The following is a 20,789-nucleotide window of genomic DNA, read 5'->3' as shown; positions in this document are numbered from 1 at the left end:
AACTGTTAGTGGGAAAAAGTCTTGACCAGGTTGAGCTTCACGCTTACCAACGACAGTAACTAATACTGACGTGTCGCCGATGCTTGCTAATACTGCGCCGTCTGCTTGACGTGCGATTGCACCTGTTTCTAGGGTAACTGTGTGTTGACCTAGTTGAAATTCTTTAATAATTGCTTGCACTTAAAATATTCCTTAAATGTTTTTATATTTCATTAATAAGTGTCATTAAAAGGGCCAATTACAGTACATAATTGTATTCAGTTGGAAATCAATTAAGTACTACAATTGGCAAAATTTTTAATGACTGCAGATAACCTATTTATCTACGCGCATAGTATATACCAAAGCGACGTAAAATTGCGAGCCTACCCAAAGATAAAACGTAATCGCTTTTGCCACATTATTTTTTAATTGTTTTATCGCAAAGCGTTTAATTAAGCGTGTAATTTTTAGCTATTAAAAACCTTTAGATAACTAGGTGAATAATTCGCTATTAAATTGTTCTTAAAGATAATTTTAACGCAGTGGTTGCAAGCGTTGCCTACCCTTAATTGTTAAGTGCTAGCAAAGGTTGATGTTATTTATATTGCAGGGAGATTAAGTTAACGATGGAGTGTGAAGCGTTAAATTTAGGCACAAAAAAAGGAGCTATAAAGCTCCTTTTCTCGTAATCAAGTTCTTAGCGACGTAGGCCAAGCTCTTGGATTAACGCAGTATAACGCGAGATATCTTTACCTTTAAGGTAATCAAGCAATTTACGGCGAGTACTTACTTTACGAAGCAGACCACGACGTGAGTGGAAGTCATGCTTGTGGTCAGCAAAGTGACCTTGAAGCTTGTTGATATCAAAAGTAAGTAAAGCTACTTGTACTTCAGGTGAACCAGTGTCGCCTTCAGCACGTGCAAATTTAGCAATGATATCGATTTTTTCTTGATTGCTTAGTGACATAATAACTCCAAAAGTTAAATTTAATAGGTGCTTTAGCCGATCACTAATTCAGCCAAAACGATTAAGCGGGCGTATTCTACCAACTATGAGAATAACTACAAGTTAAAGTTTACTCGGGTTGCTGATTAGACAAGCCACGCTTTGATTTTAAATGCCCGTCAGGGTTGCGCTCACCGGTACCAATAAACACACCATCGGCCAGGACTTTAATTGCCCCGTCGGGTAAATCAATGCCTAATACGACTGCTTGGCCATGGCTAAACGAAACACCCTGCTCTTTGCTAATTTCTACAACGGGTAAATCAACCAATGCACTATCCATTGGCAATAGTAATTCATCAAGGTATGTAGAAGGGGCAACCTCTTCTTCTTTAGCCTTAGCTAACAAGGTTTCAAGGTGCTCAAGCGATACCATTTTATCTTTAGGGTAATGGCCAACCGCTGAGCGATGCAGCATAATAACATGTGCGCCACAGCCTAGGTTTTCACCTAAATCATCAACAATAGTACGAATGTAGGTCCCTTTAGATACATGGGCGGTCATTTGTACTTCGTTATTTGCTTCATCAAACTCATCAAGCGTTAAGCTAAACACGTTTATTTTTCGGCATTTACGCGGTACTTCAATGCCTTCACGCGCGTATTTATATAAAGGCTTACCTTCATATTTAAGCGCTGAATACATTGATGGATACTGATCTGACTCGCCTAAAAACTTTTCAATTTCTGCAGCTAACTGTTCAGTGGTAACGTTTACATCACGGGTTTCAACCACTTCGCCATCTGAATCAGAGGTAGTTGTGCGCTCACCTAGCTTTGCTCTTACCACATAGGTTTTATCTGTATCGAGCAAAAATTGGGTAAACTTGGTCGCTTCACCAAAGCAAATAGGTAACATGCCAGTGGCCAGTGGGTCTAGCGCACCGGTATGGCCAGCTTTTTGGGCAAAATAAATACCTTTAGCTTGCTGTAGGGCTTTGTTCGATGAAATGCCTTGAGGTTTGTTTAACAACAAAATACCATCAATCGGACGGCCTTTACTGCGTCTTGCCATTAGTCTTTAGTGCCTTCTTCGCTATCAGTTTCATCATCAACATGTTTAGCGTTATCTTCGCGAATAACAGAGTCCACTAAGTTAGAGATACGCATCCCTTCCATTAGTGAGTTATCTACTACAAATTTAAGCTCAGGCATTATACGAGCACGAATACGCTTACCTAGTAACGAGCGGATATAGCCCGTTGCTTCGTTAAGTATTTTTGCGCTTTCTTTTGCTTTGTTTTCATCTTCGGTATTAAACACCGTAATAAAAACTTTTGCGTAAGATAAATCGCGCGATACTTCTACCGCAGACACTGTCACCATGCCTAAGCGCGGATCTTTAATTTCGCGTTGTAAAATTACAGCAATTTCTTTTTGAATTTGCTGAGCAACACGATCAGTGCGAGAAAATTCTCTCATGATTGTTTTCCTAAAATCATAACTTACTGAATTAAAATAATAAGTTAATTAAATAATGGATACAGAAATGGGGGCAAAGCCCCCATTTACAATCTTAGTTTACGAGCAATTAAAGTGTACGTTGTACTTCAACTGTTTCGAATACTTCGATTTGGTCACCAACGCGAACATCGTTGTAGTTCTTAACGCCGATACCACATTCCATGCCGTTACGAACATCTTGAACGTCATCTTTAAAGCGACGTAGTGACTCAAGCTCACCTTCGTAAATAACCACGTTATCACGTAGTACACGAATAGGTGCGCTGCGTTTAATAGTACCTTCAGTAACCATACAACCAGCAATTGCGCCAATTTTTGGAGACTTAAACACATCACGTACTTCAGCAAGACCAATAATCTCTTGCTTAAACTCAGGAGCAAGCATACCAGACATGGCTTGCTTAACTTCTTCGATTAGCGCATAGATTACGCTGTAGTAGCGAAGGTCTAAGTTTTCAGTATCAATCACTTTACGTGCAGATGCATCGGCACGAACGTTGAAGCCAACTACGATTGCGTTAGATGCAGCAGCAAGTGTTGCATCAGTTTCGGTGATACCACCTACGCCAGAACCAACAATCTTCACTTTTACTTCATCAGTAGAAAGCTTAGTTAGTGAGTCTGAAATTGCTTCGATTGAACCTTGAACGTCTGCTTTAAGTACCACGTTAACTTCTGATACATCGCCTTCAGCCATGTTAGTAAACATGTTTTCAAGCTTCGCTTTTTGCTGACGAGCCAATTTAACGTCGCGGAATTTACCTTGACGGTATAAAGCAACTTCACGCGCTTTACGCTCATCTTTAACAACAGTCGCTTCATCACCTGCAGCCGGAATACCAGATAGACCTAAAATCTCAACAGGAATAGAAGGACCTGCTGATTTAATGTCTTTACCGTTTTCGTCTTTCATTGCACGAACACGGCCGTATTCAAGACCACACAGTACGATATCACCTTGGTTAAGGGTACCTGATTGAACTAAGATAGAAGCAACCGGACCACGTCCTTTATCAAGACGAGATTCAATTACAACACCTGCTGCCATGCCTTCTGATGGAGCACGAAGCTCTAAAAGCTCAGATTGCATAAGAACAGCTTCAAGTAAGTCATCAATACCTAAGCCTGTTTTAGCTGAGATATGAACGTACTGCGTATCGCCGCCCCAATCTTCAGGGATAACGTCTAGCTGAGCTAGCTCGTTTTTAACGCGATCTGGATCTGCGCCTTCTTTATCCATTTTGTTTACAGCAATGATTAAAGGAACGCCAGCTGCGCGAGCATGCTGTACCGCTTCTTTAGTTTGTGGCATTACACCATCGTCTGCTGCAACCACTAAGATTACGATATCTGTCGCTTTAGCACCACGTGCACGCATTGATGTAAACGCGGCGTGACCTGGTGTATCTAAGAAAGTGATCATGTTGCCGTTAGTTTCAACGTGGTATGCACCAATGTGCTGTGTTATACCACCGGCTTCGCCTGATGCAACTTTAGCTGAACGAATGTAATCAAGCGTTGATGTTTTACCGTGGTCAACGTGACCCATTACAGTTACTACTGGCGCACGCGGCTCAGACTTACCATCTTCATGACGGTCATTTAGTACTGTTTGCTCTAATTCGTTTTCTTTAACGATGATAACTTTGTGACCCATTTCTTCAGCAACAAGTTGTGCTGTTTCTTGGTCAATCACTTGGTTAATGGTAACCATGTCACCCATTTTCATCATTGTTTTAACAACTTCAGCGCCTTTAACAGCCATGCGTGATGCAAGCTCAGCTACTGTAATTGTTTCGCTAATACGCACTTCATTTTTAACATCTGCAGTTGGTTTTTGGAAACCATGTTGCAATGACGTAGGTGCTTTTAGCTTGCCTTTACGGCCTTTAGCGCCTGCAAATTTATCTTTTGCTGGGGCTTTTTTCTTTTTCTTCGCGCGGCGTGAACCTTGCTCATCACGTGCATCGGCAACATCTTCTGCCTCACGTGCATAAGTAGAAGTCGTAAGATGGTGATCCGCGGTTTCTTCGCGTTTCTTACGTTCTTCTTCTTCTTTTTTCCAGCGAGCTTCATTTTCTTCAGCTAGCTTTCTTGCCTCTTCTGCTTGACGTTTCGCTTCTTCTTCAGCTTTCTTCAATGCGGCCTCTTCTGCTTCTTTCTGCAGACGCTCAGCTTCGATGCGATCTTTCTCAGACTTAGCACTTTGCTCTGGGGTCATCTGCTGTTGTTTAGCTTTACGCTCTGCATCTGCTTTGCGTTTAGCTTCTTCTTTGGCTTTACGATCAGCGTCTTCTTTTGCTTTACGTTCTGCCTCTTGTTTAGCTTTTAATTCAGCGGCTTCTTGTGCAGCTTTTTGCTGCTCTTCGATACGCGCTTTTTCTTCAGCGGCTAGACGTTGCTGTTCTTGCTCTTGCTCCATTGCGCTCTTTTTCACGTAAGTACGTGTTTTGCGAACTTCAACTTGAACAGCTTTTGCCTTACCCGTAGAGCCCGTTACACTTAATGTGCTTTTGCTCTTACGTTGTAAAGTCATACGTGCTGGGCCATCTGAACCAGTACCACCGTGCGATTTGCTTAAGTGATCAAGTAACTGTGCTTTTTCAGCTTCAGTTACATTATCACCTGCTTTTTTAGTGATACCCGCTTGTGAAAATTGCTGAAGCAATTTATCAACAGTTGTACCTATATCGCCGGCTAGTTTTTCAACATTTACTTCTGCCATAGTGTGTAATACCTCCGTTAATAAATTACTCGTCTGCGAACCAACAAATATTACGTGCAGCCATAATTAGCTCACCTGCTTTTTCAGGTGTTAGCTCTGTAATATCTACCAATTCATCAATACCTTGCTCAGCTAAGTCTTCAAGTGTAATTACACCCTTGCTTGCCATAACAAATGCTAGATGACGCTCTAAGCCTTCAAGCGCAAGTAAGTCTTCTGCAGGCTCTACACCTTCTAAGCTTTCTTCCGTTTTAAGCGCTTTAGTGGTTAATGCATCTTTTGCACGTGAGCGCAGTAAATCAACCGTTTCTTCATCTAGGCCGTCGATTTCTAAAAACTCAGAAGCCGGCACATATGCTACTTCTTCAAGTGTTGAGAAACCTTCGTTGATAAGTAATGATGCAAATTCATCATCAATATCTAAGTTTTCAGTAAATAAGTTAATTAACTTATCTGACTCTGCTTCGTTTTTAGCGCGCATGTCTTCAACAGTCATTACGTTTAGTTCCCAGCCAGTTAATTGGCTTGCTAAACGAACATTTTGACCATTGCGACCAATTGCTTGTGCTAGGTTATCAGCTTCTACAGCGATATCCATTGAATGAGTGTCTTCATCCATTACGATTGAAGCTACTTCAGCCGGTGCCATTGCGTTAATAACAAACTGCGCTGGGTTGTCATCGTAAAGTACGATATCAACACGCTCGCCACCAAGTTCTGATGATACAGCTTGAACTCGTGCACCACGCATACCAACACACGCACCTACTGGGTCAATACGCTTGTCGTTAGATTTAACGGCGATTTTAGCGCGTGAACCCGGATCGCGTGCTGCAGCACGAAGCTCAATCATTTCTTCGCCAATCTCTGGCACCTCAATGCGGAATAATTCCATCAGCATTTCTGGTTTTGAACGCGTTACAAATAACTGTGCGCCGCGAGCTTCAGGTTTAACTTCGTAAAGGAGACCACGGATACGATCTCCTGGACGGAAGTTTTCACGTGGCAGCATATCGTCACGGTAAATAACCGCTTCTGCGTTGTTACCTAAATCAAGTACGATTGCATCACGTGTTGCTTTTTTAACGACACCTGTTACTAGCTCGCCTTCTTGATCTTTATAAGCTTCTACAACTAAAGCGCGCTCAGCTTCACGTACTTTTTGTACGATAACTTGCTTTGCCATTTGTGTAGTTATGCGGTCGAATTTGATAGATTCAATCTGTTCTTCAACATAATCACCCAGTTGCAAATCAGGTTCTTCAACTTGAGCTGCTTCTAATGTGATTTCGCTGTAAGGGTTTTCTAAAGAACCATCTTCTTGAACTTCTGCAATCTGCCAACGACGGAACGTGTCGTAATCACCGGTTTTACGGTCGATTGATACACGTACTTCAATTTCGCCATCGTGTTTTTTCTTTGTCGCTGTTGCTAGAGCGAACTCTAACGCTTCAAAAATCTTTTCTTTTGGAACCGCTTTCTCATTGGAAACGGCTTCAGCAACCAATAATATCTCTTTTGCCATGGGTAATGCCTCGCTTGCCCTATTCCTTCGCACTCGAATTAAAACTTTGCGATGATGTTCGCACGTTCGATATTGCTAAGCATGATTAAGTGCTCTTCGCCATCGCTTTTAAGTGTGATCATATCACTGCTAACTGCTACTAAGTCGCCTTTAAAATTGCGGCGACCGTCTTGTGGAAGCTTAGTACGCACGCGTACTTCCTCTCCTTGCGCCTTCTCGTAATGATCTTGTTTGAATAATGGACGATCAACACCAGGAGACGATACTTCCAAATCATATTCGTTTGTAATTGGGTCTTCGACGTCTAAAATCGCACTAATTTGGCGACTCGCATCCGCACAATTATCAACAGATATTCCATCCTCATGGTCAATATAAACCCTTAAGGTAGAATGGCGGCCTGCTTGTACAAACTCAAGACCATGTAATTCAAAGCCTAACATTTCTACTGCAGGCGTAAGCATGGTTAATAAATCTTGCTCAAGTTTTGTCACGAAAATCCTCCATACAAACAAAAAAAGGGCTTATAGCCCTAAAATACTGAGTTTAAGTTTTGATTTAATGACAAAGCCATAAATCAATGGTGCAGATACAACAACGCCCCGAACCAAGCGGGGCGTCACACCAATAAAGCATAAAACTGTGTGGCCTCAGGCCAAGCTTGGCTGCGGGTCATTACACTGACCAAATTAAACTACATTAGCTTAAACGCAAAACGCGCATTACTTAGAATGCGCGATATAGAATTAGTAAGGATATACCTACTATAAAAATTGGTTGCGGGAGCCGGATTTGAACCGACGACCTTCGGGTTATGAGCCCGACGAGCTACCAGGCTGCTCCATCCCGCGCCAATAGATATTAAACCTAAAATTCAATATCGCTGTTAGTGGTTAATCAACCGCTAAACAATGGCGGCTATTATAAGGATATACGGGGTAATTAGCAACCATAATAACTAATAAGTTTGATAAAATCAGTGACCCCCCATTTTAAGCTTCACCAGTATGTACTATGATTATGCAGACGTTAAAATGGTAATCGTAACGTCACTAATATGTACGTAAAAAGCCGTATATTCATAAATAAAATATCTAAAATTCATAAAACTGATACAATTTTGTGCTTTTTACGTTTAGATTACGTGCGATATTTGAGCAACGCACTATACTAAAAGCTCACCTATGTGGATAAAAATAAAAATTACAAAATTTAATGAGATTGCTAATGAATACTTATCAGCCACAGTTAATTAAAAGTTTGCATATAGTAAAGCCAAACTTTCATGCGTTTACCGCGCGCTTTCATGCAAAGCTTGAAGAGTCAAATATAACAATGCAGTATCCAAGTGCCGCTTATTTTAACGAAAAAAGTTATATTTTATATTGTGTTTTAGAACGTATAGTTAGGCATTTAGATAACCCATCTTCTGTTGCCCCATTTTTAACCTTTCACTTGCAATACTTAAAAAAGATGGGCGTTACGCCAGAAGAAATATCGTTACTGTGCGATGCCTTTTACGATACCTTAAACGAGCACTTAGGGCGTTTATTCACCGCACAAACACAGTTTGCTTGGCAAAAAGCACTTCGTTATTTTGAAAGTTTTGCTAATACAACTTTGTTTAACAAAACAAATGTTATTTCGCTTGAGCAAAAAATCACTCAACTTCGCACAAGTAAGCTTTAAGTAATACAAGCTTTAGCTTTTATGCACGTATGAGCAAACTACCTAGATCCACGTTGTCGCTTTTTACGTACAACTAAATTTAGGTGGTTTATGGCTCATTATAAAGTGTTGCGCCTAATTTTAGGTGATCAACTCAATGCTTCGCATTCGTGGTTTAAAGAAAAAGAGCCTGATACGCTTTATTTAATTGCCGAGTTAAAACAAGAAACCAATTACGTTAAGCACCATGTGCAAAAGTTATGTGCTTTTTTTTATGCGATGGAGCGTTTTGCTACAGCTTTACAAAGCGCGGATTACAGCACACTTCACCTTACCCTTGATGATACCCACCAAGACAAAACCTTGCCTGATTTACTCACGCGCATAGCTAAACTGTATCATTGCAGTGAAATACATTATCAATACCCTGATGAATTTCGCCTCAAAGCACAGCTAAGTAAATTTAAAAAAGAGTCTGATCTTCTTGTTAAAGCCTATGACACCGAGCATTTTATGCTGCCATTTGAGCGAATTAACGATCGGTTTGAAAAAAACAAACATGTGACTATGGAGCACTTTTATCGTGCTATGCGCAAGCAATACACTATTCTTATGGATGGGAGTAGCCCGCAAGGAGGGCAATGGAACTTTGATAGCAATAACAGAAACAAATTTAAAAAAGCAGATTTAAACGCTATCCCCCCGCCAAAATTATTTAATAACGATGTAAGCTCTATCATTAGCAGACTTAAAAAACATAACGTAAATTACTTTGGTGAAATAAATCCTCAGCAGCTGCCATGGCCGCTCACTCGCAAACAAGCCAAAACGTGTTTAGAGTATTTTTGTATCCACCTACTAAAAAATTTCGGCCAGTTTCAAGATGCAATGACCGACCAAGTTACAAATAACCCCAGCTTGTACCATAGCCGTTTATCATTTGCTTTAAACGCCAAGTTAATCCACCCGCTGTACGTTATTAGGCGTGTAATTGACGAATTTAATGCTCATCCCGACACAATTTCGATTTCTCAAGTAGAGGGCTTTGTTAGGCAAATCCTAGGTTGGCGTGAATATGTTCGCTGTATATATTGGGCAAACATGCCCGACTATGCACAAAAAAACCAATTACAGGCTAACCAGTCGTTACCGGGGTACTTTTGGCAGGGTAATGTAAAAATGAACTGTTTAAGCCACGCATTAACGCAGAGCTTAGACACCGCATACGCTCATCATATTCAAAGATTAATGATCATTGGTAATTTTTGCTTATTAACAGGCATCGACCCTAATGAAGTCGACCAGTGGTATTTAGGGGTTTATATTGATGCCATTGAATGGGTTGAAATGCCTAACACCCGTGGCATGAGCCAATTTGCAGATGATGCTATTATCGCCACTAAACCCTATGCAGCCAGTGGTAATTACATCAATAAAATGAGCGATTACTGCAAAAACTGTCATTATGATGTTAAGCAAAAAGTAGGTGAGAAGGCGTGTCCTTACAACAGCTTATATTGGCAGTTTATGGATAAACACCGCGCATTACTTGAAAAAAACCCACGCATTGGCATGGTTTATAGAAACTGGGATAAACAAACACCTCAACTTCAACAGCAGACCTTAGCCCAAGCAAATTATTATTTAACGCATATAAACGAGTTATAAAAACGAAAAAGCCGCCTCAGTTGAGGCGGCTACAATCAGGGAAAATGTTTATTAGCGATTATTTACCTTCGATTAGGTTTCCACCGCCAATTTCAATTTTACGAGGTTTAAGTGCTTCTGGAATTTCGCGCTCTAGGTCAATGCTAAGCAGACCGTTGGCTAAATCGGCACCGAGTACTTTTACATGATCTCCAAGTTGAAACTTACGCTCAAAGTTACGTTCCGCAATTCCTTGATGAATAAACTTGCGCTCTTCATTTTCATCTTTGTTTGGTTTCGTGCCTGCAACTTTTAAAGTGTTGTTCTCTGACTCAATGGTCAGTTCATTTTCACTAAAACCAGCAACGGCCATAGTGATTCTGTATTTGTCTTTATCTAGTGCTTCGATATTATAAGGAGGAAAGCTAGGCTGCTTGTCTGTACGAGCTGCCGCATCCATTAAAGATGCTAAATGATCAAAGCCGATGAATGAACGATAAAGTGGTGATAAGTCTACTGTACGCATAATAATATCCTCATATTTAAGCGATATAATGTTGTTACTTTTCGTTTGAACAAGTACAACATAATTAAATTAATAATATAAATTTCAATAACTTCTGTATTTTTTGGGACCCATCAGGCGTCCTCACTAAACTATTTATGGGCAGTAAAATAGTTTTCAAGTAATTAAATTAAAAAAAGTGAAAAAAAATAAAAAAGGGCACAAAAATGTGCCCTCTTCGTATATTCATCAAATTACTCAATACACGTTACTTAATAAAAGTACCGCGAATTGGATAGTCGTTTTCGCGTGAAAATTTAATACCGCCTAGCAGCTGCTTAAGGCTTGGGCGAACAAATGGGCTATTTGATTTATCAAGCATCTGTACTTGGTTGTCTTCGTTTAAAACAATAATACAAGGCTCAGCAAATGGGTGATCTGTTTCAGCATCACTGCGCGGTTCACTTATGTATAAGCCTAAATCAGTCATTTGCTCAATGGTTAAATTGTAATAAAGAGGGAAATTTACGTCTATTTTTTCAAGATGCTTTTTAAGCTGCTCTTCGCTATCGCCACTTACTGCTACAACTTCTACACCTGCGCTGGCAAAATCGTCATGCATTGTTGCAAGCTCGTTGAGTTGCTCGGTACATTTAGGGCAATGCTGGCCTCTGTACACCACTATCATTTTCCAAGGTTTGTCGCTTACGCGGTCAACTAAATTCACGTCATTGTTATCTAAATCGCTTACCACTAAAGGCTGCATTACACTCGCTGGCTGTAAATTAACGTTACTCATTATGATCTCCTTTTACTATTAAACTTAGGGTGTAGTAATAGAGCTTAGGGTATCTTTGTTTATTTCAACCATGAAAATGTAACTGAGAACGAAATGGCAGGCGACTCGCTTTTATTAAGTAGCCTTGTTTAATATGATTAGGAGAATTATAAGCTGTAAGCAGAATAATAAAATGTTAGATAAAACAGGCATCTTGCTCTTTTTAAGTAGCATTAGCACAGTATAAACACCAAGAAGATGTGAGCAAGAAGCGTAAAGCTAACTCCAGCCTTTTATTTTTCTGTAAATAGTCGAGGCGCTTACGCCTAAATAGGCCGCAGCAAGTGGAATGTTATCATCGCATACGGCTATTGCCGACTCTATTGCCCTTTTTTCAACTTGCCACAGGGGCTCTATGTCGTGTACGCCCATAAGCGAGTTAGTTTGTATTTGCTCCGCAGATTGAGACGAGCTGGTATTTTTGATTGGAATAGCAGAATTAACACCAAATGAGCTTGGCAACATATCTAACTCAACTACGTCACCCTCGTTGATAACAACGATATTTTCGATAACATTTTGCAGCTCACGGATATTACCTGGCCAATCGTAGTTACAAAAAAGGTTTTCAACTTCTTTTGAAAAGCGATGGAATAACTTAGCGTTACTTTCACTTTTTTGCTTTAAAATATGCTTTGCAAGCAACATTATATCGCCAGCTCGCTCGCGTAGCGGAGGTAACTTTACAGGAATAACATTAAGCCTATAGTATAAATCTTCTCTAAAACGCCCTTCGGCAACTTCAACTACAGGGCTTCTATTTGTTGCACACACTAGCCTTACATTACTGTGTAAAACCTCGCTACTGCCTACCCGATTAAACGCACCCGTTTGTAAAAAACGCAATAACTTAGCTTGTAGGTTGAGCTCCATTTCACACAGTTCATCTAAAAATAAAGTACCACCGTTTGCAACTTCTACAGCCCCTTTCCTGTCACTTAGCGCTCCGCTAAAGGCCCCTTTTACATGGCCAAAAAACTCTGACTCAAATAACTCTCCTGGAATAGCAGCACAGTTAATTGCAATAAATGGCCCTTCACTTCGTGGGCTAGTGTCGTGCAAAGTTTGCGCGCACACCTCTTTACCTGTGCCACTCTCACCTGTAATAAAAACACATGCTTTGCTTCGCGCTGCACTATCTAAAAGCCTAAACACCGTTTGCATTGCTAACGATTCACCAATAAACCCGGAAGTGTTTTGCGCTTTTTGTTCTTGAATTTTAACTGCAGGAGGTGCTTTTTGCGAAAGCGCGCTATCTACGGCGCTCACTAAGCGCTGGCCTGAAAACGGTTTTTCTAAAAAATCAAAACCACCTAAACGCATTGCCTCTACTGCAACATCAATAGAGCTATTTGAGGTGATCATGACTACGTTAGCGGGCTTTTCTTGCTTTTTAACAAACTGCAGCACTTCTAAGCCACTAATATCGGGCAAACAAACATCTTGGACAATGACATCAGGCATCATCTCTTTTATACCTACCAAGGCAGAGTAGCCATCGGTAAAGTGTTTACATTCGTGCCCTGCTTGCTCTAATTGACTCGCATAAAGAGCCCCGCTTGCAATGCTGTCTTCTACTATATAAACCAGTGATTTTTTTTGAGAATCGTTCATGGCAGAGCCTTTTAAGTAATATTATTAGCAATAACTTGGTATGCAGCGTGGGTTTTTTCTAGATTATGTTGAACGATCTGAGCAGCGTGAATATTTTCATCAATGGTAACGGGGGGGTAATCATGTAATTGACTGGCAAGGGCTGCCAAAGTTAATGCGCCATATAGCGCCGCAGAATTTTTAAGTACGTGCATTATATCTTTAATATTATCTTCATCTTGCTCATCAATTGCATTTTTAAGACGAACTCGCATTTCTTCTAATTCATTAATAAATAAGTTTACCAGCCTTACTAAAGTGAGTGAGCCAACATCTTGCTCTAATTGCGCTAGCACATGAGCTTGAGTGATGGTGTTATCAATATATTCTTCAGGTATTGGCATATTAGGCCTTTATTTATTTATTATTGTGATACAAAGCTTTTATACTTTTAGAGTAAGTCGTTTTTCGCATTTTGCAAATCTAAACATTAAGTTAAGTGTACATTTTTACCCATGTCGCCGTATTATTAGCTAAACTACTTGGTCTTCCGAGTAAGTAACCTTGTGCTACATCACACCCTAGCTGCTCTAATATTTGTAATTGCTCGCGCTGTTCAATCCCCTCAGCAATGGTTTCTAACCCGAGTCTTTGCGCCATAGCAATAATTGCACTACACAGAGTAAAGTCTTCATTGTTCGTTGTAATGCCACTTATAAAGCTGCGATCTATTTTTAGCCCATCAATATTAAACTGCCTTAAAAGGCCTAAAGAGGCATAGCCCGTTCCAAAATCGTCTAGCCAAATTTTTACCCCTTCTTTATGAAAATGCTCAAATGTTTTAGCAATACGCTGCGGACTTTTTATTAATGCTGTTTCTGTTAATTCTACTTTTATGGCTGCGGGGTCTATTTGATACTTATCAAGTAAGCTCATTACTTTAGAAAACACATCCCCTTCAATAATTTGTACCGGCGAAATATTCAATGAAATAGTTATATCATTCATACCTATTTTTCTCATTTGGCTTAAATCGCTTAGGGTTTGCTTAAAAATCCAATCACCTAAATCTAAAATCATACCTGACTGTTCTACATGCGGAATAAATTCATCTGGGCCAACAACACCATAGCGTGAAGATTCGCAGCGCACTAATGATTCAAAGCCAACTAATTGCCCACTTGTTAAAGATACAAGCGGCTGGTACACCATATTAAAACAATGGTTTTTCATTGCATGAGCCATAATTTGCTCAAGTTCGTGCCAGCGTGCAATGTTGACCGTATTGATAGGCTCTAAACTTTTAAAAGCATTCATAAATTTCTCCACAAATAAGGGCTCACCGTAAGCTTGTTACATAAATTGCAAATTACAGACCAAAACAAGCCGTCAAAAGAAAAAATAAACACATAAAATTCAATTAGTTAAAAGCGGGCTGTTAGTCTAAAATTATTGATAGGTATATTTGCATTTTGCAAATCACACTGACACGCAAGCTGATTTAAAGTGGGAGCAGGAGTAAGCGATGGTTTGGGTATAAGTGGCTTTAAAAATAAAAAGGCTGACCTAATTACTTAGAGTCAGCCGAAATAAATACTAAAGGAGAAGTATTGTTTAGTTGTTTAAACCTTGTGTGCCTGATTGGGCAGATTGCTCATCTATGTTTTGAGCGTAGTTTAATGTGTTGCTTTCAATAGTGGCATTATCTAAATCACTATTGCTAAATTTATTGGTGAACATCTCGGTATTGCCTTTATTAACAGGTTCAATAGTAACGGTGCCTCGCAGTGCTGTTGCACCAACAATAACAGCTGCAACAATAATAATAGACAGCACCATTAACTCTGGAGTAAGAACAAAAGACATTTTTTTTGGTTGCTGTTTAACTTTAGTATTAGTTTGCATAATGGACACCCTTAAAATTTATTTAACTACTTAGCAAATTTATATCAACGATAACTTCGCTCTACTTGGTGTTTATATTGCGAAAGCCATGCCAAAATAAATTTAATGATGATAAAAAATTTAAGTCTTTATAAATCAATGGGTAAATTAATTACTTTGATAGGGATAATAAAAAATAGCTGAGCGGATATTTGCATTATGAGATTTCAATTTCATTTTGATTTGCAAAATGCAAACCAATTTAAAAATAACCATTAAGAACCAACCTACACAACCCAATCAATTAAAAAGGATTAGTATTTCAGCATTATTTACAGTTTTGCTTAATATATTAAGGCTTTTTAGGCAATAAAAGTAATTGACTACGCAATACTCAATCGCCACCGCTTTTTTGAGAAAACAGTCAATTTTAACCTTTTGAGGTTAAATTTTTGCTAAACCCACTATTTATGTTTATTTACTTAACAACTAAAAACTTTAATCACAAATACCTTAAGGCCATTTATAACTATTTACCTAAAAGCACGGTTGCATTGCTTGTTACTTTAATAATGACCAAATTTCGTTAATGCGCTCTAACTTAGAGTGTTTAGCGTCATTAAGTTTTGGTAAGTATTGATTTAAGAGCAAATTGAGTTTTTCGCTAATAATTGGTTTAGCTAAATAGTCATTCATTCCTGCTTTAATAAAACGCTCTTTATCACCATGAATCGCATTCGCTGTTAACGCTATAATAGGGGTGACAATAGCTAACTCTCTGATTTTTTTAGTGGCAGAAATACCGTCTAAAATTGGCATTTGAATATCCATAAATATTAAATCTATTGTTTGCGTTTTAACTTTTTCAATCGCCTCTTGCCCATTACTGGCTATTTTAACTAAGCACCCTTGCTGCTCTAAAAATTGCTGAATCACAATTTGGTTATTTTTATTGTCTTCAACCACGAGTACGTGCGTACCTTTAAATGGCTGAGCATTAATAGTGGCTGTGTTTAGTGTGGTTTCTTTTTTATTAGTAAAAATAATATCAAGATGAAAAAGCTCTTCCTCAAGCGCAGCAATCGCTCTGGGCAAATGCGAAGGCTTAAAAGGCCCATTAAACATCAACATACCAGAGCTCGGCGCCTCTGTTTTTTGGTTTTTACCCAGTAGGTCTATGAGTAATAAACACGGTGTATTTAGGCTCTTGTAACTTTTTAAAAATTGTTGCGCTGCGTCTAAATCGGCTTTATTAGTGGTAACAATAGCGTCGGGCGTATTGATACTGTCTAGCTTTTCGATGTCCTCAAGGCGTGAAAAATCTATCGAATGGCGAGTAAGCATATGCTCTATCGCCGTGTTTAATGGCAAGTTTTTACTTATCACACACACATAGGGCTTTTTAGTTCTGGCTGAAAAGCCTTCTCTTTGCACCTGCTCGCTTGTATCTATTAATAAAGGGTAATTCACAATAAACTCACTCCCTTTACCAAACTGCGAGTTAACAGTAATGCTGCCCCTTGCAGCATCACATATTTGCTTACATATGGCTAAACCTAAGCCACTGCCGCCATATTCCCGAGTGATAGAGTTATCCGATTGTATAAACGGCTTAAACATACTCTCGAGCTTGTTTTGCGCAATGCCTATTCCTGTATCTTTAAAGCTAAGCTGCAACGTAAATTTATTATTTTCAAACTCAACACACTGTGCTGTCACTATAAGTGAACCCTTTTGAGTAAACTTAATGGCATTTGAGAGTAAATTTATTGCAATTTGCCTTATACGACCATGATCGCCCACCACCTGCGCAGGAACATCAGGGTGCAGATCAAAAATAAGTTCGAGGCCTTTTTGCACGGCGCTTTCACTTACAATATCAATAGCCTCTTCTAAGCAAATATCGAGGCTAAATGGCTGATTATCTATTGAGATTGCTTGCGCTTCAAAGCGTGAGTAGGTCAGCACGTCATCTAAAATACTCAATAATGCATCTGAACTTGTTTTAATCATTTGGGTGTAACGTTTTTGATCTGTTGTAAGCCCAGTGTCGTGTAAGATATCTGCACAGCCAATCACTGCATTTAAAGGTGTGCGTATTTCATGGCTTATATTGGCCATAAAGCGACTTTTAGACTCAGCCAACGATTCAGCCTGGTGCTTAGCATCTAAGAGTATTTGTTCAGCTATCACACGTTCTTGAATATCAACCACGGTCGCCGCTATAGATGTTAAGTGTGTGCCATTAAATGAGGTAATGGGTGTGAGGGTCATTTCAACCCAATTTGGCTCATTAAGCGCGTTGGTTAACCTAATATCCAAACGTTTAACTTCTCGGTTGCCACTACTGTAGCCTGTAAGTGCTGTGTTTAGCTTTTCCACATCCTCGCTCATTACAAAATTAGCAATGGGTAAGCCAAGGTGTTTATTTATGTCTGTTTGGAAAAAATCTTGCCATGCTTTGTTCATAAACAATAACCCGCCCTGCGCATCTAACCTCAATACAATATCAGGGATGTTATCGACCACAGAGTGGTAGTTATATTCTATTTCTGCCATGGCTTGTTCAGCTTTTACACGCTGGGTAATGTTGGTTTCTATGGCTATAAAATGCTTAACATTACCGTCATCATCTTTTACAGGGGTAGCATCAATAGCAACCCAGTATTCGTTTTTATTTTTATCATAATTAACGGTTTCTATTTGAAAAGGCTCGGCATTTTTAATCGCTTTAGCCATTAACTGGCGCGACTCTAGGCTTGTTTTAGGCCCTTGCAACAGTTTACCGGGGCTAAGCCCGATGACTTCTTCACATTTATAACTAGTAAGCGTTTCAAAGCTTTTATTAACCCATTCTATTTTGCCAAATCGGTCGGTAATTATAACTAAATTATTGGTGTGGCTTGCCACTAAAGAAAGTCGCTTAGCGTACTCTTGTTGCTGGGTGAGTAAGTATTGGTAGTCTTTATGTCGTTGAATGTCGTGTAACGAGCCAATAAACCCGCCGCTATCGTCGCAGGCCAAGCGCATTTCAAACCAGTTAGTAAGGCCGTCATTATTTTTGACTTGCAGCTCTATACTGGCACTAAAAACGCCTTCAAAAATAGACTCAATATACGCTGACAGCTTTAACGAGTCTTTGGTCTCTAACAGCGATGTGATTTTTTTACCTATTAGCATGGCCGGCGTAAAACCCAACTTATTAAGCCATGCTTCGTTCACGTAGCTAAACACTAAATGTTTATCACATTCAAATACACATTCATCAAGTAAGGCAAGTAACTTAGTTTGCCTGCGGGTATTTGCAGAAAGCTGCTCTATTAGCGCGTAATGAACTTGTACTTGTAGCTCGTCTTTTTCTTCCATATGCGCCTCATTCATTTACTAATTCTGTATGGCTGCACACCTTGGCATAAAGCGGAAAAACCTCTTCACAGTAAAATGATTGCTCAAACGGCGTTCTGCTTGATGTACAGTCATTAAGTACCGTCACATTAAAGCCAAGCTCTACCGCTGAACGCGCCGTAGAGTCAATGCAAATAGAGGTCACCGTGCCTGCTAAAACAATGTTATTGATGCCATTTTTATTAAGCACATTTGCAAGCTCTGTATGAGTAAACGCATTTAACCCGCGTTTACCGGGTATTTGCATAATACGTTTGCCATATTTATCAAATTCTTTAATGCCTTGAGCACCATAAGAGTCGGCTTTAAAAGCCCCTACTTCGGCAATCACTTTTAATATACCAATTGGGTTTTTAAGCTCGCTATAATCTTGTGTAAAGTGAATAGGCGTACTGAGCACTAATGCAAATTTATCTATGTATTTGTCAAGCAGCGCTAACGTGTTATTTACCACGCCGGTTACTCTTGATGACTCTTCAACCACTTGGTATAAAATGCCATCAGGCGAAAAGTAATCATTTTGAAAACCAATGAGCAGCAAAGCTGTTTTTGATAAATCGTTCATAACGTCCTCCTAAACGGGCCTTTAGGCAGCTTGCCAAGGCTTAATAAACTCTTCTAATACAGCTTTTGTTACCGGTTTTTGAAGATAGTGCGTCACCCCTTTTTCGAACAACTGAGCAATTTGTTGCTCCTCAGTAATGCCCGTTAAAATAACTTTTGGCGTGTTATCGTTTGGGGTGTTTTGTTTAATGAGCTGCTGAGCCACATCACTGCCAAACATACCTGGCATACGCTCATCTAACAGCAGTAAATCGAAAGGTTCTTGCTGGGCAATAAGTAAGGCACTTGAGCCATTTTCTGCACAGGTTACTGCGCAGCCAAGCATTTCAAGCATGACTTTGGTCGCAACTTGGCTTGGCAAGCTGTCATCAGCAACCAATACAGATAATTTGCTGTGGGTATTTAAATTATTAACCGCATTTACTAAGTCAGTATCAAAAAACGGCCACGCCAATACAGGTTGAGAAACAGCGTGTTGGCTTTGCAGCTCACTGAGCGCATCAAATGCGCAAATTTTTATACTCTGAGACGCCCCATTATTTAAAAAATCACTCGCAAGTTGCTCTGCAGATAGGTGACGCGTATCTTCAATTTTTAAAGCGTTGGTGTGGTTGCTGTCGGCGAGTTTTAAACCATAGTTTTGCGCACTAAAGTTAACTAGGTAATGAATGCTTTGCTCTAAGTTGTCTTTACTATTAGATGCGCTAATAAACTCTTTGTTTGTATCTACCGATGAAATTGGCTCACGGGTTGCTAGTAAACCGTGTATATCAATGGTGTGCATTTCAGGATTCGAATCTACCCAGTAATTTAAATTAATACCCTGTAAATTGGCCTCTACTGTTAGCACAAAATGGCTTTTAGCGGCTTTTAGCGAAGGCAAAATAAACGCTTCACACTGGATAATCATTTGCTCAGGAGACACCTGTAAACAAATATAATTACACTGTAATTTGTTGATGAGTGTAATTGCCACATTTGTGTTGTCTGCTTTGCAAAAGCGGGCAATTACCCCTTGAATAATTTCTAAAACATGGCTGTTATTACTCATCATCGTTCCTAATAAGAATGGCTCTGTAGTTAAATATCAATTTACATGCCACTTGCAGCGTCTTTACTAATACGATGAATTCATTAGATTTAAAAATTACACATCCTTTGCATAAATGCGCTTTTGCAAATTGCAATTCAAAATGCATGGCAAATGAGTAATTAAGCGAGTTAACAGTAAAACAGAATTAACCAATCGATTTTTTGCGCTTTAAATTATTAATTAATCGTTTAATATGAACCCAACTAAATTGAGGAGAGTATTATGCTTACAGTAATTTTTGGCCGCGAAGGCTGCCCATTTTGTGTACGTGCTAAAGACGTTGCCGAACAACTATCAAATGAGCGTGATGATTTTAAGTTTCGTTACATCGATATTATCAAAGAAGGCATTAGCAAAGCGGATTTAGAAAAGTCTGCAGGAAAACCATGCCCAACTGTGCCACAAATTTTTGTAGATCAAACTCACATTGGTGGATTTACTGAATTTGAAGCCTACGCAAAAGAAAATCTAGGCCTATATAAATAACGCTTTGTATATAGCTTGTTAACCAGTTTAAAAAATCAAAAACTTAAACTGGTTAAATTTCGACCAACATCAACCACATACAAATTAGTTGTAATTTATACAAGCAATTGCCTCGTATTTCCTATACAATGCGCGCCTCTTTAAATTCGTTGAGGCGTATTAATGTCAGAACCAGTCACGTTTGAATCTCTAAATCTTTCTCCTGCAATTTTAAAGGCAGTTGAAGAGTTGGGTTACAAGACACCATCTGAAATCCAAGCTCAATGTATACCGTTATTGCTAGAAAGAAAGGACGTACTGGGACTAGCACAAACGGGTACAGGTAAAACAGCAGCATTTGCACTGCCATTACTAAATAATATTGACCCGTCTGTGAAACAGCCACAGATCCTTGTACTCACACC

Annotated in this window: 20 protein-coding genes and 1 tRNA gene; 4 read left to right on the top strand and 17 right to left on the bottom strand. The window is 39.4% G+C overall.

Annotated elements, in window-relative coordinates; genetic code table 11:
* The 8 genes from B4F91_RS00850 to B4F91_RS00815 form a co-directional block, all read right to left on the bottom strand.
* Nucleotides 1–180 (bottom strand): hypothetical protein (locus B4F91_RS00850; RefSeq protein ID WP_288635325.1); only part of this gene is annotated, 180 nt, incomplete at its 3' end.
* A gap of 499 nt (nucleotides 181–679) precedes the next feature.
* Entirely contained in the window at nucleotides 680–949 is a 270-nt protein-coding gene (gene rpsO, locus B4F91_RS00845) for a 30S ribosomal protein S15 (protein WP_004585888.1), read from the bottom strand.
* Nucleotides 950–1,058: 109 nt separating this feature from the next.
* Nucleotides 1,059–2,003 (bottom strand): tRNA pseudouridine(55) synthase TruB, encoded by a 945-nt coding sequence (gene truB / locus B4F91_RS00840; protein WP_055253045.1) that lies wholly within the window; start codon nucleotides 2,001–2,003, stop codon nucleotides 1,059–1,061.
* Nucleotides 2,003–2,410, bottom strand: coding sequence for a 30S ribosome-binding factor RbfA (rbfA, locus tag B4F91_RS00835; protein WP_004585886.1), 408 nt, complete (start codon nucleotides 2,408–2,410; stop codon nucleotides 2,003–2,005). The genes truB and rbfA overlap by 1 nt, the downstream gene beginning before the upstream one ends.
* Nucleotides 2,411–2,519: 109 nt before the next feature.
* A complete protein-coding gene (infB, locus tag B4F91_RS00830) occupies nucleotides 2,520–5,177 on the bottom strand; it encodes a translation initiation factor IF-2 (protein ID WP_004585885.1) in 2,658 nt (885 codons plus the stop codon).
* A 25-nt stretch (nucleotides 5,178–5,202) separates the two neighbouring features.
* A complete protein-coding gene (nusA, locus tag B4F91_RS00825) occupies nucleotides 5,203–6,702 on the bottom strand; it encodes a transcription termination factor NusA (RefSeq protein ID WP_004585884.1) in 1,500 nt (499 codons plus the stop codon).
* A 38-nt stretch (nucleotides 6,703–6,740) separates the two neighbouring features.
* A complete protein-coding gene (rimP, locus tag B4F91_RS00820; protein WP_004585883.1) occupies nucleotides 6,741–7,196 on the bottom strand; it encodes a ribosome maturation factor RimP in 456 nt (151 codons plus the stop codon).
* A gap of 280 nt (nucleotides 7,197–7,476) precedes the next feature.
* A tRNA-Met gene (locus B4F91_RS00815) sits at nucleotides 7,477–7,553 on the bottom strand.
* 376 nt (nucleotides 7,554–7,929) lie between these two features.
* On the opposite strand from B4F91_RS00815, the gene B4F91_RS00810 reads away from it, so the two are divergent.
* Nucleotides 7,930–8,391, top strand: a complete 462-nt coding sequence (locus B4F91_RS00810) for a globin (RefSeq protein ID WP_286938963.1) — start codon at nucleotides 7,930–7,932, stop codon at nucleotides 8,389–8,391.
* 90 nt (nucleotides 8,392–8,481) lie between these two features.
* On the top strand, nucleotides 8,482–10,038 hold the full coding sequence (locus tag B4F91_RS00805) for a cryptochrome/photolyase family protein (protein WP_288635324.1): 1,557 nt from the start codon (nucleotides 8,482–8,484) through the stop codon (nucleotides 10,036–10,038).
* A gap of 58 nt (nucleotides 10,039–10,096) precedes the next feature.
* Here the strand turns inward: B4F91_RS00805 and B4F91_RS00800 are convergent, their stop codons facing one another.
* The 9 genes from B4F91_RS00800 to B4F91_RS00760 all read right to left on the bottom strand — a co-directional run bounded on the left by B4F91_RS00800 (nucleotide 10,097) and on the right by B4F91_RS00760 (nucleotide 19,860).
* A complete protein-coding gene (locus B4F91_RS00800; RefSeq protein ID WP_004585880.1) occupies nucleotides 10,097–10,543 on the bottom strand; it encodes an Hsp20 family protein in 447 nt (148 codons plus the stop codon).
* Between the two features lie 247 nt (nucleotides 10,544–10,790).
* Nucleotides 10,791–11,321, bottom strand: a complete 531-nt coding sequence (locus tag B4F91_RS00795; RefSeq protein ID WP_064386792.1) for a peroxiredoxin-like family protein — start codon at nucleotides 11,319–11,321, stop codon at nucleotides 10,791–10,793.
* Nucleotides 11,322–11,579: 258 nt separating this feature from the next.
* Nucleotides 11,580–12,974 carry a sigma-54-dependent transcriptional regulator gene (locus tag B4F91_RS00790; protein ID WP_064386793.1) on the bottom strand — a complete coding sequence of 465 codons (1,395 nt, stop codon included), beginning with the start codon at nucleotides 12,972–12,974 and terminating at the stop codon, nucleotides 11,580–11,582.
* Nucleotides 12,975–12,985: 11 nt separating this feature from the next.
* Nucleotides 12,986–13,357 (bottom strand): Hpt domain-containing protein, encoded by a 372-nt coding sequence (locus B4F91_RS00785; protein WP_024033793.1) that lies wholly within the window; start codon nucleotides 13,355–13,357, stop codon nucleotides 12,986–12,988.
* Nucleotides 13,358–13,448: 91 nt separating this feature from the next.
* Entirely contained in the window at nucleotides 13,449–14,270 is an 822-nt protein-coding gene (locus B4F91_RS00780; RefSeq protein WP_235207553.1) for a putative bifunctional diguanylate cyclase/phosphodiesterase, read from the bottom strand.
* 297 nt (nucleotides 14,271–14,567) lie between these two features.
* On the bottom strand, nucleotides 14,568–14,858 hold the full coding sequence (locus tag B4F91_RS00775; protein ID WP_024033795.1) for a hypothetical protein: 291 nt from the start codon (nucleotides 14,856–14,858) through the stop codon (nucleotides 14,568–14,570).
* A 540-nt stretch (nucleotides 14,859–15,398) separates the two neighbouring features.
* Nucleotides 15,399–18,218: a PAS domain-containing protein gene (locus tag B4F91_RS00770; RefSeq protein ID WP_286938367.1), complete on the bottom strand. Its 2,820-nt coding sequence runs from the start codon at nucleotides 18,216–18,218 to the stop codon at nucleotides 15,399–15,401.
* Nucleotides 18,211–18,807, bottom strand: a complete 597-nt coding sequence (locus B4F91_RS00765) for a cysteine hydrolase (RefSeq protein ID WP_024031899.1) — start codon at nucleotides 18,805–18,807, stop codon at nucleotides 18,211–18,213. Before B4F91_RS00765 ends, B4F91_RS00770 begins: the two co-directional genes overlap by 8 nt.
* 21 nt (nucleotides 18,808–18,828) lie before the next feature.
* A complete protein-coding gene (locus B4F91_RS00760; protein WP_286938370.1) occupies nucleotides 18,829–19,860 on the bottom strand; it encodes a response regulator in 1,032 nt (343 codons plus the stop codon).
* A 261-nt stretch (nucleotides 19,861–20,121) separates the two neighbouring features.
* Between B4F91_RS00760 and B4F91_RS00755 the strand changes: the two genes are divergently transcribed.
* Nucleotides 20,122–20,385: a GrxA family glutaredoxin gene (locus B4F91_RS00755; protein ID WP_004587283.1), complete on the top strand. Its 264-nt coding sequence runs from the start codon at nucleotides 20,122–20,124 to the stop codon at nucleotides 20,383–20,385.
* A gap of 162 nt (nucleotides 20,386–20,547) precedes the next feature.
* On the top strand, nucleotides 20,548–20,789 hold a 242-nt coding region (locus B4F91_RS00750; RefSeq protein WP_288635323.1), incomplete at its 3' end, for a DEAD/DEAH box helicase.

The sequence above is a fragment of the Pseudoalteromonas sp. UBA6610 genome (assembly GCF_002433295.1).
GTDB lineage: Bacteria > Pseudomonadota > Gammaproteobacteria > Enterobacterales > Alteromonadaceae > Pseudoalteromonas > Pseudoalteromonas atlantica.
Note: the sequence above shows the minus strand (reverse complement) of the source record. Positions and strands in the feature narration are given on the sequence as shown.